The 13,967-nt window shown below is 42.2% G+C and carries 12 protein-coding genes; 11 read left to right on the top strand and 1 reads right to left on the bottom strand.

Translation table 11 applies throughout. The annotated features are described in order from the left end of the window. The first annotated feature begins 1 nt into the window (after position 1). Positions 2-2,620 carry an alanine--tRNA ligase gene (alaS, locus tag D8849_RS05840; protein WP_033686762.1) on the top strand — a complete coding sequence of 873 codons (2,619 nt, stop codon included), beginning with the start codon at positions 2-4 and terminating at the stop codon, positions 2,618-2,620. An 89-nt stretch (positions 2,621-2,709) separates the two neighbouring features. Here the strand turns inward: alaS and D8849_RS05845 are convergent, their stop codons facing one another. Next, entirely contained in the window at positions 2,710-4,164 is a 1,455-nt protein-coding gene (locus D8849_RS05845) for an alpha-amylase (RefSeq protein ID WP_004259821.1), read from the bottom strand. A 177-nt stretch (positions 4,165-4,341) separates the two neighbouring features. Here D8849_RS05845 and D8849_RS05850 point away from each other — a divergent pair, with 177 nt between their 5' ends. The 10 genes from D8849_RS05850 (at position 4,342) to D8849_RS05900 (ending at position 13,946) form a co-directional block, all read left to right on the top strand. Next, positions 4,342-5,091: an ABC transporter ATP-binding protein gene (locus D8849_RS05850; RefSeq protein WP_125386482.1), complete on the top strand. Its 750-nt coding sequence runs from the start codon at positions 4,342-4,344 to the stop codon at positions 5,089-5,091. Further along, positions 5,072-6,706, top strand: coding sequence for a hypothetical protein (locus D8849_RS05855; RefSeq protein ID WP_049487320.1), 1,635 nt, complete (start codon positions 5,072-5,074; stop codon positions 6,704-6,706). The genes D8849_RS05850 and D8849_RS05855 overlap by 20 nt, the downstream gene beginning before the upstream one ends. A 199-nt stretch (positions 6,707-6,905) precedes the next feature. Then, positions 6,906-8,069 (top strand): class I SAM-dependent rRNA methyltransferase, encoded by a 1,164-nt coding sequence (locus D8849_RS05865; protein ID WP_185755631.1) that lies wholly within the window; start codon positions 6,906-6,908, stop codon positions 8,067-8,069. Next, a complete protein-coding gene (gene aroD, locus D8849_RS05870) occupies positions 8,066-8,743 on the top strand; it encodes a type I 3-dehydroquinate dehydratase (RefSeq protein WP_042900899.1) in 678 nt (225 codons plus the stop codon). Before D8849_RS05865 ends, aroD begins: the two co-directional genes overlap by 4 nt. Further along, positions 8,733-9,587, top strand: coding sequence for a shikimate dehydrogenase (locus tag D8849_RS05875; protein WP_125386484.1), 855 nt, complete (start codon positions 8,733-8,735; stop codon positions 9,585-9,587). Before aroD ends, D8849_RS05875 begins: the two co-directional genes overlap by 11 nt. 18 nt (positions 9,588-9,605) lie before the next feature. Beyond that, positions 9,606-10,673: a 3-dehydroquinate synthase gene (gene aroB, locus D8849_RS05880; protein ID WP_125386485.1), complete on the top strand. Its 1,068-nt coding sequence runs from the start codon at positions 9,606-9,608 to the stop codon at positions 10,671-10,673. 9 nt (positions 10,674-10,682) lie between these two features. Next, the gene (gene aroC, locus D8849_RS05885) at positions 10,683-11,849 is read left to right on the top strand and encodes a chorismate synthase (RefSeq protein ID WP_094753399.1); all 1,167 of its coding nucleotides are present in this window, start codon (positions 10,683-10,685) and stop codon (positions 11,847-11,849) included. A 9-nt stretch (positions 11,850-11,858) separates the two neighbouring features. After that, the gene (locus D8849_RS05890; protein WP_125386486.1) at positions 11,859-12,962 is read left to right on the top strand and encodes a prephenate dehydrogenase; all 1,104 of its coding nucleotides are present in this window, start codon (positions 11,859-11,861) and stop codon (positions 12,960-12,962) included. A 304-nt stretch (positions 12,963-13,266) separates the two neighbouring features. Beyond that, positions 13,267-13,554: a hypothetical protein gene (locus D8849_RS05895; protein WP_125386487.1), complete on the top strand. Its 288-nt coding sequence runs from the start codon at positions 13,267-13,269 to the stop codon at positions 13,552-13,554. 53 nt (positions 13,555-13,607) lie between these two features. Next, on the top strand, positions 13,608-13,946 hold the full coding sequence (locus tag D8849_RS05900) for a YlbF/YmcA family competence regulator (RefSeq protein WP_049550651.1): 339 nt from the start codon (positions 13,608-13,610) through the stop codon (positions 13,944-13,946). The last annotated feature ends 21 nt before the right edge of the window (positions 13,947-13,967 follow it).

A 13,967-nucleotide genomic window follows, 5' to 3' on the forward strand; every position in this document is an offset into this window, starting at 1 on the left:
TATGAAACAACTATCTAGTGCACAAGTACGCCAAATGTGGCTTGATTTCTGGGCGACCAAAGGTCACTCTGTAGAACCATCAGTGAGTTTGGTTCCTGTAAATGATCCAACACTTTTGTGGATCAACTCTGGGGTAGCAACCCTTAAGAAATACTTTGATGGGACCATCATCCCTGAAAATCCACGTATTACCAATGCCCAAAAGGCTATTCGTACCAACGATATTGAAAACGTAGGGAAGACTGCACGTCACCATACCATGTTTGAAATGTTGGGGAACTTCTCTATCGGGGATTACTTCCGTGACGAAGCTATCACTTGGGCTTATGAGCTTTTGACAAGCCCTGAGTGGTTTGACTTCCCAGCTGAAAAACTTTACATGACCTACTATCCAGATGATAAAGATTCTTACAACCGCTGGATTGAAGTAGGAGTGGACCCAAGTCACTTGATTCCAATTGAAGATAACTTCTGGGAAATCGGTGCAGGACCTTCTGGACCAGATACAGAAATCTTCTTTGACCGTGGAGAAGCCTTTGACCCAGAAAATATCGGTCTTCGCCTTCTTGCAGAAGATATCGAAAACGACCGTTACATCGAAATCTGGAACATCGTTTTGTCACAATTTAATGCAGATCCTGCTGTTCCTCGTAGCGAGTACAAGGAATTGCCACACAAGAACATTGATACGGGCGCTGGTTTGGAGCGTTTGGTGGCAGTTATCCAAGGGGCTAAGACCAACTTTGAAACAGACCTCTTCATGCCGATCATTCGTGAAGTGGAGAAATTGTCTGGTAAGGTCTATGACCAAGATGGCGACAACATGAGCTTCAAGGTCATCGCTGACCACATCCGTTCTCTTTCATTTGCCATCGGTGATGGTGCCCTTCCTGGAAATGAAGGTCGTGGTTACGTCCTTCGTCGTCTTCTCCGTCGTGCTTCTATGCATGGTCAAAAATTGGGAATCAACGAGCCTTTCCTTTACAAACTCGTTCCAACCGTTGGAAAAATCATGGAAAGCTACTACCCAGAAGTGCTTGAAAAACGTGACTTTATCGAAAAAATCGTTAAGAGCGAAGAAGAATCATTTGCGCGTACTCTTCACTCAGGTCAACACTTTGCCCAAGGCATTGTAGCAGACTTGAAAGAAAAAGGTCAATCTGTCATTGCTGGTTCAGATGTATTCAAACTTTATGACACTTATGGATTCCCAGTTGAATTGACTGAAGAAATCGCTGAAGAAGCTGGTATGACTGTAGACCGTGAAGGTTTTGAAGCAGCTATGAAAGAACAGCAAGAACGTGCGCGTGCGTCAGCTGTTAAAGGTGGTTCAATGGGTATGCAAAATGAAACCCTTCAAAACATCACTGTAGAAAGTGTCTTCAACTACAATGCTAGCCAATTGCCTTCTAAGTTGGTGGCTATCGTGGCTGACAATGCAGAAGTAGAAGCTGTATCAGAAGGAACTGCCTCACTTATCTTTGCGGAAACGCCATTCTATGCTGAAATGGGTGGACAGGTAGCTGACCATGGACAAATCTTGGATGGGTCAGGCAAGGTTGTAGCTACTGTGACAAATGTTCAAAAAGCTCCAAACGGACAAGCTCTTCACACGGTTGAAGTTCTTACACCGCTTGCCTTAAACCAAGAATACACTTTGGCAATTGATACAAATCGTCGTCACCGTGTCATGAAAAACCACACTGCTACTCACTTGCTCCATGCGGCTCTTCACAATATCCTTGGCAGCCATGCAACTCAGGCAGGTTCGCTTAATGAAGTAGAATTCCTTCGCTTTGACTTCACTCACTTCCAAGCAGTAACTGCTGAAGAACTTCGTGCCATTGAACAGCAAGTTAACGAGAAAATTTGGGAAGCTCTTGAAGTGAAGACAGTTGAAACAGATATTGACACTGCTAAGGAAATGGGTGCTATGGCCCTCTTTGGTGAGAAATACGGTAAGGAAGTCCGTGTTGTTACTATCGGTGACTACTCTATCGAGCTTTGTGGTGGTACCCACGTTGGCAATACTTCTGAGATTGGACTCTTCAAGATTGTCAAAGAAGAAGGTATTGGATCAGGAACTCGCCGTATCTTGGCAGTGACTGGTAAGGAAGCCTTTGAAGCCTACCGTGAACAAGAAGACGCTCTTAAAGCTGTCGCAGCAACCTTGAAAGCACCTCAAGTCAAGGAAGTTCCTCACAAAGTAGAAGGACTTCAAGAACAACTTCGTCAACTTCAAAAAGAAAATGCTGAATTGAAAGAAAAAGCCGCAGCTGCAGCCGCAGGCGATATCTTCAAGGATGTGAAGGAAGTCAATGGTCACCGTTACATTGCTAGTCAAGTTTCTGTATCAGATGCAGGTGCTCTTCGTACTTTTGCGGATAACTGGAAACAAAAAGACTACTCTGATCTTCTTGTCCTAGTTGCTGCTATCGGTGACAAAGTCAATGTCCTTGTAGCAAGCAAGACAAAAGACCTTCATGCTGGAAACCTTGTCAAAGAATTGGCACCAATCGTCGATGGACGTGGTGGTGGTAAACCAGACATGGCCATGGCAGGAGGAAGCAACCAAGCTAAGATTCAAGAATTGTTGGATGCAGTAGCAGGTAAATTGTAATCAAGTAAAGATCTATCCATTTGGGTAGGTCTTTTTTTGAATACAAAAAAGCCAAATCCGATTGGATCTGGCTTTATAATCATTGGCAATTAGATTGTATTAGCTGCCCAGACACTTACCGAAGCAGCTGAGACTGGGAATTGTCCATAGCCTTCCTCATCAATTGTAACTTGACCTTGGTGGTTTTCAAGTAAATCTACAAAGGTTTGGTTAGCCCATTCTTGGCCGACAAACATTGACTTGCTGTTTTCTTGGTCATTTGAGATAAGGACTGCGATTGGGGATTGATTTTCAGCACCTGAGCGTACCCAACCGATACAGTTAGCATCATCAAAGTAGTCATTTTGTTCTCCATAGGCCAAATCTTTTCGGATGGTTAGGAGGCGGTCAAGGACTTCTTTGAAATCTTGTTGAGCATATTGCCCTGAAATCCCATAGTAGTCGCCGTAAAAGACACATGGAAGCCCATCTTGGCGTAATAGAATGAGGGCATAGGCTGCTGGTTTGAACCATTCTTCAACGGTAGACTCAAGAGCCTGACCTCGTTGTGTATCGTGGTTGTCGACAAAAGTCACAGCCTTGTCAGGCTTGAGTTCAACCAGGCTATCTGTGAAAATGCCACGAAGGTCATAGTTTGCGCCAGCTTGACTGGCTTCAAAGAGATTCTGGTGGAGACGAACATCAACAAGGTCAAAGCGTTCTTCCGTTTTTTCAAGATAGTCCAGATTGGCTTCCTTGTCAGGATTCCAAAATTCACCAAAAACATAGAAATCCTCACCGTATTTTTCCTTCATATCACGGATAAAATTGCGCATGAAGAAAGAGTCAATGTGTTTAACGGCATCCAAGCGGAAACCAGCTACACCAGTCGTTTCCATGAACCAGTCAGCCCAGTCATAGATGTTTTGAATGACTTCAGGATGTTTAAAGTCTAGGTCGGCATACATGAGGTAGTCGTAGTTTCCGTTTTCGTTATCGACCAATTCCTCGTTAGCCCAGCCTTTATTGTCACCTTGGATCAGATAAATCCCAGACTTACGGCGTTTGGCATCGTAGTCTGTACCGGTGAAGTGGTACCAGTGCCAGTGGAAGTCATTGTATGTATCTTGGCGACCATCGAAGGTAAAGCTAGTCCAGCCATTGATTGTGAAGGGGTCTCCAAGCTCAACTGTACGGTCTACAGGATCCACCTCAATAACCTGAAAGGCTTCCATGTGATCAGCAGCAGCCTTGTGATTGAGCACCACATCAGCCATAGGCTGGATTCCCTGCGCTTTTAGAGCTTGAATGGCTTGAAGATAATCTTCTTTAAAACCATACTTGGTGCGGACAGTTCCTTTTTGATTAAACTCTCCTAAGTCAAATAAGTCATAGACACCATAGCCTACATCTTTTTCATTGGTTGCCTTAAAAGCTGGTGGCATCCAGACATGGCTAATACCGAGATCAGCTAAGTGTTGAGCATCTTCAGCTAGACGCGTCCAGTGCTGGCCGTCGTGGGGGAGATACCATTCAAAGTATTGCATAAGTGTTTGATTTTGCATGATTTTTCCTCTTACTTGTCAATCTTGTTCTTTATTCTATCATAAAGTATCTCTTGACTCAAACGTTTGCGTAATACTAAATAATAAGTTTTTGACTATTTTATATAAAATGTTGATTTTTAAAATGAAAGCGCTATAATAATAGTAAATTACATAGATAAAGATAGGAGTCAGCCCATGATTGAATTTCAAAATGTTAGTAAGTTGTATGGTGATAAAGCGGCTTTGAGCAATCTCAATCTGCAGATTGAAAATGGAGAGATTATGGGCTTGATTGGCCATAATGGTGCTGGGAAATCGACCACTATAAAATCCCTAGTCAGTATCATTTCACCCAGCAGTGGTCGTATTTTGGTTGACGGTTTAGATTTATCGGAAAATCGCTTGACTATCAAACGAAAGATTGGCTACGTTGCAGACTCGCCTGACTTATTTTTACGTTTAACGGCCAATGAATTTTGGGAATTGATTGCTTCATCCTATAATTTGAGCAGCTCTGACTTGGAGGCTAGTCTAGATAGGCTATTGAAGGTTTTTGATTTTGCTGAAAACCGTTATCAGGTTATTGAAACCCTTTCTCACGGAATGCGTCAGAAAGTCTTTGTCATCGGGGCACTCTTGTCTGATCCTGATATTTGGGTCTTGGACGAACCCTTGACTGGTTTGGATCCCCAGGCTGCCTTTGATTTGAAGCAAATGATGAAGGAACATGCACAAAAAGGTAAGACAGTCTTGTTTTCAACCCATGTCCTCGAGGTAGCTGAGCAAGTCTGTGATCGGATTGCAATCTTGAAAAAGGGGCATTTGATTTATTGTGGTAGTGTAGAGGACTTGAGAAAAGACCACCCAGACCAGTCTTTGGAAAGTATCTACCTTAGCCTTGCTGGTAGAAAAGAGGAGGGTGAAGATGCGTTTCAAGGTCATTAAAAAATTAGTTGATATCAATATCCTCTATTCATCTAAAGAAGCGAATCTGGCTAACCTACGAAAGAAGCAGGCTAAGAACCCTGGGAAAAAAGTAAATGTTTCCGCTAGAGTCCTAAGTTCTTACATTTTTTCTAGCCTCTTGATGCTACTTTTGTTTATAAATATAGCCTTTCATTTTCCTTTTGAGGAAATGCCAAGTCTTTTTAGTACCATGGTTGCTATTTTACTGGTGCTTGCCTTTTCAACGGCTTTCACTGCCTTTTACAATGTCTTTTATGAGAGTAAGGATTTGGCCTCCTATAGTCCCTATGCCTTTAAAGAATCAGAGATTATAATCGCTAAAGGACTGTCTGTCCTCTTGCCAGCTCTAACTGGAATTGTACCAACCCTAGCTTATTTTCTAGTCCTCTACATTAGGTTAGCTCCTTCTCTTTGGCTGGGCTTGCCTTTGATGCTGCTGTCCTTGGCCTTATTATTTGTCTCTGTTACTTTAGTGATGGTAGGGGTAGTGCATTTCTTGGCTCAAACTACCGTTTTTAGAAAGTATCAGTCTATTTTTGCCAATGTGATGATTGGGATTGGGGTTCTCATACCTTTATTATTTGTCTTCCTTCTACAGTCGACTTCTAGAGATATAGTTGACAGAGTTAGAGATATTCCATTTCTCCTTTATCCTATTCATCTCTTTTACAAAATAGCAGTGGAGCCTTTTTCGACAGAGGCCATACTGGGTCTGCTCGCTTGGATAGCTTTAACTGTTTTCTTGCTTTATCTGACCAAAAAGAAGGTTTTTCCTCATTTTTATGACGTGATTCTGCTTAACAGTGAGGAGAAGGTCAAAAAAGAACGTCGCAGTAAAGAGGGGATTTCAAGAACTAAAAAGGGATTTTTCCGCATGGTTTTGCGCTACAACCTCTCCCTCTTGGGACAGGGGACTGGCGTGATTACAGTACTTTTTACAAGTGCGTTCCTTCCCTATCTCATGATGATTGGTCCGATTTCCACAATCCGAGATTCTCAGTTAGTTCCAGACGTTCATCCTCGATACTGGTTACCCTTGTTTTTCGTGGGAATGTTTATAGCAGTTGTCAATAACAATATCACCAGCCTTCCTTCAATTGCCTTATCCTTGGAGAGGGAAAATGTTGATTTTCTGAAGAGTTTACCCTTTGACTTTGCTCGTTATGTGAAAGTGAAATTTTGGATTATCTTTGCTGTCCAGTCCTTTTTACCTATCTTGACTTTACTTGGTCTTTCCCTTTATTTAGGATTGCCTATCCTTTCGATGATTTACCTTCTTGTGGCATGGGTTCTTGCCAGTGTCAGCCTTTCTTGCCACCATTATTTTAAAGATATGAAAAATCTGTCAACCAATTGGAGTAGCATTACGGACCTGGTGAATCGTTCAAAAGGTATAGTCACAATGGTTTTGATTATTATTTATAGTGCTATCTTATTGATTTCAACTATTGTGAGCGTATACTTGCTTCAGTCTCTTTCCCCTGTCCTTGCCATCAGCTTGGGAGTAGGAGCTCTTATCCTCCTGCTTGGTCTTGCTATATTTAGCTATCATTACTACCTGTCACGGATATTGTTAGAGATAGAAAAAAGATAAGGTTGTTGGTCGCTTGCTTGATAAATTTTATAAAAAGAAATGCTCCTCCACGATGGAAGAGCATCTTTTATTGTTATTCTCACACAATTACTTCCTAAGTTTTTATTAGTATTAGTATACCATTTTTTAAAACTAGAGTAAAAAAGCAAGGGTAGTTTCTTTTTTGAGAATTGTCACAAAATTTGCTATAATAGTGACTATGAATAGAATAAGAGTTAGCAAAAGGGTTGAAAAGAAGCTCGCCAAAGGTCTGGTTTTACTAGAAGCCAGTGATCTTGAGAATGTCAATCTTAAGGATCAGGAAGTAGAAGTGCAGAGTCAAGAAGGAACCTTTCTTGGGACTGCCTACCTTTCTCAGCAAAACAAGGGCTTGGGCTGGTTTGTCAGCACAGACAAGGTGACCTTCAATCAAGCTTTCTTTGAAACGCTGTTTAGACAAGCTAAAGAAAAGAGAAGTGCCTACTATCAAGATGAATTGACAACTGCCTTTCGTCTCTTCAACCAAGAGGGAGATGGCTTTGGCGGTCTGACAGTGGACCTTTATGGCGACTATGCTGTCTTTTCTTGGTATAACTCTTATGTTTATCAGATTCGCAAGGTTATCTCAGAAGCTTTTAGACAGGTTTTTCCTGAGGTTTTAGGGACCTATGAGAAGATCCGTTTTAAGGGTTTGGACTATGAATCTGCCCATGTTTATGGCCAAGAGGCGCCTGACTTTTTCACTGTTTTGGAAAATGGTGTCCTCTATCAAGTCTTTATGAACGATGGCTTGATGACAGGGATTTTCCTAGATCAGCACGAGGTTCGTGGTAGTCTAGTGGATGGGTTGGCTATGGGTAAATCCTTGCTCAACATGTTTTCCTACACAGCAGCCTTTTCAGTAGCTGCGGCCATGGGAGGAGCAAGCCAGACTACTTCGGTTGACCTAGCTAAACGTTCACGAGAATCGTCTCAAGCGCATTTTCAGGCCAATGGAATCAGCACAGACGACCATCGTTTTATAGTCATGGATGTTTTTGAGTATTTCAAGTATGCTAAGCGAAAAGGCTTGACCTATGATGTGATTGTCCTAGATCCGCCTAGCTTTGCTCGGAACAAAAAACAAACTTTCTCTGTGGCCAAGGATTATCATAAGTTGATTTCCCAGAGTCTTGAGATTTTAAATCCGGGCGGTATTATTATTGCCAGCACCAATGCTGCCAATGTATCCCGCCAGAAATTTACAGAACAAATTGATAAAGGCTTTGCAGGAAGAAGTTACCAGATTTTAAACAAATACGGTCTTCCAGCAGATTTCGCCTATAATAAAAAAGATGAAAGTAGTAATTACCTCAAGGTGATTAGTATGAAGGTTAGTAAATGAAATTAATCGTTTCAGTAATGCCAAGAAGTTTAGAGGAGGCCCAGGCTCTGGATGCCACGAGGTACCTGGATGCCGACATCATTGAATGGCGTGCCGACTATCTGCCTAAAGAAGCGATTTTGCAGGTAGCTCCAGCTATTTTTGAAAAATTTGCAGGTCGTGAGTTGGTTTTCACTCTGCGAACTCGCGCTGAAGGGGGAGAAATTGACCTTTCTCCGGAAGAATATATCCATCTAATCAAGGAAGTGGCGCAACTCTATCAACCAGACTATATTGATTTTGAGTACTACAGCTACAAGGATGTCTTTGAGGAAATGCTGGACTTCCCAAATCTCGTTTTGAGTTACCACAATTTCCAAGAAACACCTGAAAATATGATGGAAATCTTGTCAGAGTTGACGAGCCTAAATCCAAAACTTGTTAAGGTTGCGGTGATGGCTCACACAGAGCAGGATGTCTTAGACTTGATGAACTATACACGAGGATTTAAAACCCTCAATCCTGAACAGGAATATGTGACCATTTCTATGGGCAAGGTGGGTAAGGTCTCTCGTATCACTGCGGATGTGACTGGTTCTAGCTGGTCCTTTGCTAGCCTAGATGAGGCCAGTGCCCCAGGTCAGATTTCCCTAGCTAACATGAAAAAAATCAGGGAGATTTTGGATGAAGCTTGATGGCTATACACGTTTAGCAGCAGTTGTTGCCAATCCTATTAAGCATTCTATTTCCCCCTTCATCCACAATAGGGCCTTTGAGGCTACAGCTACCAACGGTGTTTATGTGGCTTGGGAGATTGATGCAGCTGACTTGGCAGAAACAGTGGCCAATATTCGCCGCTACCAGATGTTTGGAATTAACCTTTCTATGCCCTATAAGGAGCAAGTGATTCCTTATTTGGATGGGCTGAGCGATGAAGCGCGCTTGATCGGTGCGGTTAATACGGTTGTCAATGAGAATGGCAATTTAATTGGATATAATACAGATGGCAAGGGATTTTTTAAGAGCTTGCCTTCTTTTACAATTACAGGTAAAAAGATGATCCTGCTGGGTGCAGGTGGTGCGGCCAAATCAATCTTGGCACAGGCTATTTTGTATAGCGTCAGTCAGATTTCTGTCTTTGTTCGTTCAGTTTCTATTGAAAAAACAAGACCTTACCTGACCAAGTTACAGGAGCAGACAGGCTTTAAAGTTGACTTGTATGCTTTAGAAGATGTTCCTGAACTGCAAGCAAGGATTACTGAGTCGGATTTGCTGGTCAATGCGACCAGTGTGGGAATGGATGGTCAATCATCCCCAGTTCCTGAAAGCATCAATTTGCCAGAAACTATCTTGGTGGCAGATATTATTTACCAACCCTTTGAAACACCATTTTTAAAATGGGCTAGAAGTCAGGGGAATCCAACGGTCAATGGTCTGGGAATGTTGCTCTATCAAGCTGCAGAAGCTTTTCAACTGTGGACTGGAAAGGAAATGCCAACAGAAGAGATTTGGCAGTCCTTAACAGAAAAATACCAATAAAGAAAAGGAGATTCTCCTATGAAAATCAGAATCGATATTCCTCATCATCCTTATGATATTCAGATTGAAAAAGGCTGTCTGGCTCAGGCTGGTCAATGGTTGCGAGTACTCTGGCAACCTCAAAAAGTGGTCATTGTAACTGACAACCATGTGGCTTCTCTTTATGCAGAGAAGGTCAAGCTCAGCCTAGAAGATGCTGGTTTTCAGGTAGCTGTTTTTGACTTTTTAGAAGGCGAAGAAAGAAAGAATTTAACCACTGTCCAGAAAGTTTATGAATTTCTAGTTAAGCAGGGGTTGACTCGTAGCGATGGAATCGTGGCTCTCGGAGGTGGTGTCGTTGGAGACCTGGCTGGTTTCGTAGCCTCTACCTATATGCGGGGTATTCATTTTGTTCAGATACCGACTAGCTTGACAGCCCAGGTTGATTCTTCTATCGGCGGAAAGACAGGCGTCAACACTCCATTTGCTAAGAATATGGTGGGTACCTTTGCCCAACCAGATGGGGTTCTGATTGATCCGCTTGTCCTTGAAACACTTGGAAAGAGAGAGTTGATTGAAGGAATGGGTGAGGTTATCAAATATGGCTTGATTGAGGATCCAGAACTGTGGAAAATTTTGACGGAGCTAGATGGTTCTGTGGAGAGCATTCTGGAGCATGCAGAGACCTTGATTGAACATTCTTGTCAGGTTAAGCGCAAGATGGTAGTTGAGGATGAGTTGGACAATGGTGTACGCCTTTACCTCAACTTTGGCCACACTATTGGCCATGCCATTGAAGCAACTGCCGGTTATGGAAAAGTCATGCATGGTGAAGCTGTGGCCATGGGAATGGTACAGATTTCCAAGGTTGCTGAGGAAAAAGGTCTCATGCCAGAAGGAATAACCCAGTCTATTACAGAGATGTGTCAGAAATTTGGATTACCTGTTGACTATGAAAACTGGGATGTTGACAAGCTTTATCAGGCTTTGACTCATGATAAGAAGGCGCGTGGCAATACCTTGAAATTGGTCTTAGTGCCAGAGCTTGGTTCTGCAACCATCCACCCAGTTTCTCTGGAAGAGATGAAAGACTACTTGGTAAAATAAGGAGAACGTATGAGATATTTAACTGCAGGAGAATCACATGGTCCCCGTCTGACGGCTATCATTGAAGGAATTCCAGCTGGACTTCCTTTGACAGCAGAGGACATCAATGAGGATTTGAAACGTCGTCAGGGTGGATACGGCCGCGGTGGTCGTATGAAGATTGAGAGCGACCAAGTTATCTTTACTTCGGGTGTTCGCCATGGGAAGACGACTGGGGCTCCCATTACCATGGATGTCGTCAATAAGGACCATCAGAAATGGCTGGATATCATGTCTGCGGAGGACATTGAAGACCGCCTTAAAAGCAAACGAAAAATCACCCATCCTCGCCCAGGACATGCCGATTTGGTTGGGGGCATCAAGTACCGTTTTGATGATTTGCGTAATTCCTTGGAGCGTTCATCAGCTCGTGAAACCACCATGCGGGTGGCAGTTGGGGCAGTAGCCAAACGCCTCTTGGCTGAGCTGGATATGGAAATTGCCAACCATGTCGTGGTCTTTGGTGGCAAGGAAATCGATGTTCCTGAGAATCTCACAGTTACTGAGATTAAGGAAAGAGCTGCCCAGTCTGAAGTTTCTATTGTCAACCAAGAAAGAGAACAGGAAATCAAGGATTATATTGACCAAATCAAACGTGACGGTGATACCATCGGTGGGGTTGTGGAGACAGTCGTTGGAGGTGTTCCAGTTGGTCTTGGTTCCTATGTCCAATGGGACAGAAAATTGGATGCAAGATTGGCCCAAGCAGTTGTCTCTATCAATGCCTTTAAAGGGGTGGAATTTGGTCTTGGCTTTGAAGCTGGTTATCGTAAAGGAAGCCAAGTTATGGATGAAATTCTTTGGTCTAAAGAAGATGGCTATACTCGCCGTACCAACAATCTTGGCGGCTTTGAAGGTGGTATGACTAATGGGCAACCGATTGTTGTTCGTGGTGTCATGAAGCCCATTCCTACTCTCTACAAACCACTTATGAGTGTGGATATCGAAACCCATGAACCCTACAAGGCAACTGTGGAGAGAAGTGATCCGACTGCTCTTCCAGCAGCAGGTGTGGTCATGGAAGCCGTTGTGGCAACGGTTCTGGTACAAGAAATTCTTGAAAAATTCTCATCAGACAATCTAGAGGAATTAAAAGAAGCGGTAGCTAAATATCGAGACTATACAAAGAACTATTAAGGAGTTCCTATGGCAAGAACAGTCTATATCGCAGGTCTTGGATTGATTGGAGCCTCTATGGCCCTAGGTATCAAACGCGATCATCCAGATTATGAAATTTTAGGTTATAATCGCAGTCAAGCTTCGAGAGATATTGCCTTGAAAGAAGGCATGATTGACCGTGCAACGGATGATTTTGCTAGTTTTGCTCCTCTTGCGGATATTATTATTCTTAGCTTGCCAATCAAACAAACTATTGCTTTCATTAAGGAATTGGCCAACTTGGACTTGAAAGAAGGCGTCATTATTTCAGATGCTGGTTCGACCAAGTTAGCCATTGTAGATGCAGCGGAGCAGTATTTGGCTGGCAAGTCTGTTCGCTTTGTAGGAGCCCATCCCATGGCTGGTAGTCACAAGACAGGGGCTGCTTCGGCAGATGTCAATCTTTTTGAAAATGCCTATTATATCTTCACGCCTTCGAGCCTGACAAGTCCTGACACACTTGAGGAAATGAAGGATCTGCTTTCAGGTCTTCACGCTCGCTTTATCGAGATTGATGCCAAGGAGCATGACCGAGTCACTTCTCAGATCAGCCATTTTCCTCATATTCTGGCTTCCAGTCTCATGGAACAGACCGCGGTTTATGCTCAAGAACATGAAATGGCAAGGCGCTTTGCGGCCGGTGGTTTCCGAGATATGACTCGAATTGCAGAAAGCGAGCCAGGTATGTGGACCTCCATTCTCTTGTCCAATCGCGAGACAATCCTAGAGCGGATTGAGGATTTTAAAGAACGTTTGGATGAGGTTGGCCGGGCCATCAGCAAGGGAGATGAGGAGCAAATCTGGAACTTTTTCAATCAAGCGCGTGAGCAACGTCAGGCCATGGAAATCCATAAGCGTGGTGGAGTAGACAGTTCTTACGACCTCTATGTTGACGTTCCCGATGAAGAAGATGTCATCTTACGGATTTTGGAACTGCTACGTGGAACTTCCTTGGTCAATATTCATATTAACGAGGAAAACCGGGAAGATATTCACGGGATCCTACAAATTTCATTTAAAAATGCTCAAGACTTGGAAAGAGCCGAGCATCTCATAACAGAAAATACAGACTATACAGTCATCATCAAATAAGGAGAAAATCATTCCTAAAATAGAGCCTAGATTCATATTTGGTATTATCTTTATTTCTTTTATCTTACTTAGAGCTTACGCTGTTAAAAAAGATGTGAAAACTACTTCAGAAGCCAGTGTCGAGACAAAAAATGAACCATCCAACAAGGAAATAAATTAAGAGAAAACCAATTCAAAGTATGTAGACGATAGAAATATTAATGAGTTTATCAATAGCTATAATCAAAATTCTAATAGCCCATTAGAAAATATCAAAAAAGGAAATATAAAAATAAAATATTTCGCATCAAGCTACGGATATTACTTGGAGTTTTTACATGCAAATGATACTGATAAAATCAATGTAACAATTAATCAGACAAATGAAAATAGTGAATTTGGTGTTACAGGAATGAAAGAAGTATTTCATGATATTGTTAAATCGATTGAATCATCCTTATCCGATGATGAGATAAATAACTATTTTGGTAATCTTATGTCAAATGAAATAAAAACAGGTTCTAATTTAGGAGCTTTGAAGATAGAGTATATACCAGATAAGGAATTAAGCAATGGACATTCAAGAGGTCATATAAAAGTGATTGCACAATAATAATGACCACAGAGTGACTAGTAATTTTTAAAAAAATAAATAAGGAGAAAATCATGTCAAATATTTACGATAGTGCAAACGAACTCAGTCGCGGTCTACGCGAATTACCAGAATACAAGGCTGTCAAAGCAGCTAAAGATGCTATTTCAGCAGATGCTGAGGCAAGCAAAATTTTTACAGAATATGTTGCCTTCCAAGAGGAAATTCAAAGACTAGCACAGACAGGTCAAATGCCAGACGCATCCTTTCAAGCGAAAATGGAAGGCTTTGGTAAACAGATTCAAGGAAATAACCTCTTGTCAGAATTCTTTACCAAGCAACAACAATTGGCAATTTACCTTTCTGACATTGAAAAAATTGTTTTCGAACCAGTTTCAGAATTGCTAAAATAAGAAAATAACTACCATAAAGTC

The sequence above is a fragment of the Streptococcus mitis genome (genome assembly GCF_003942765.1).
Taxonomy (GTDB): domain Bacteria; phylum Bacillota; class Bacilli; order Lactobacillales; family Streptococcaceae; genus Streptococcus; species Streptococcus mitis_BE.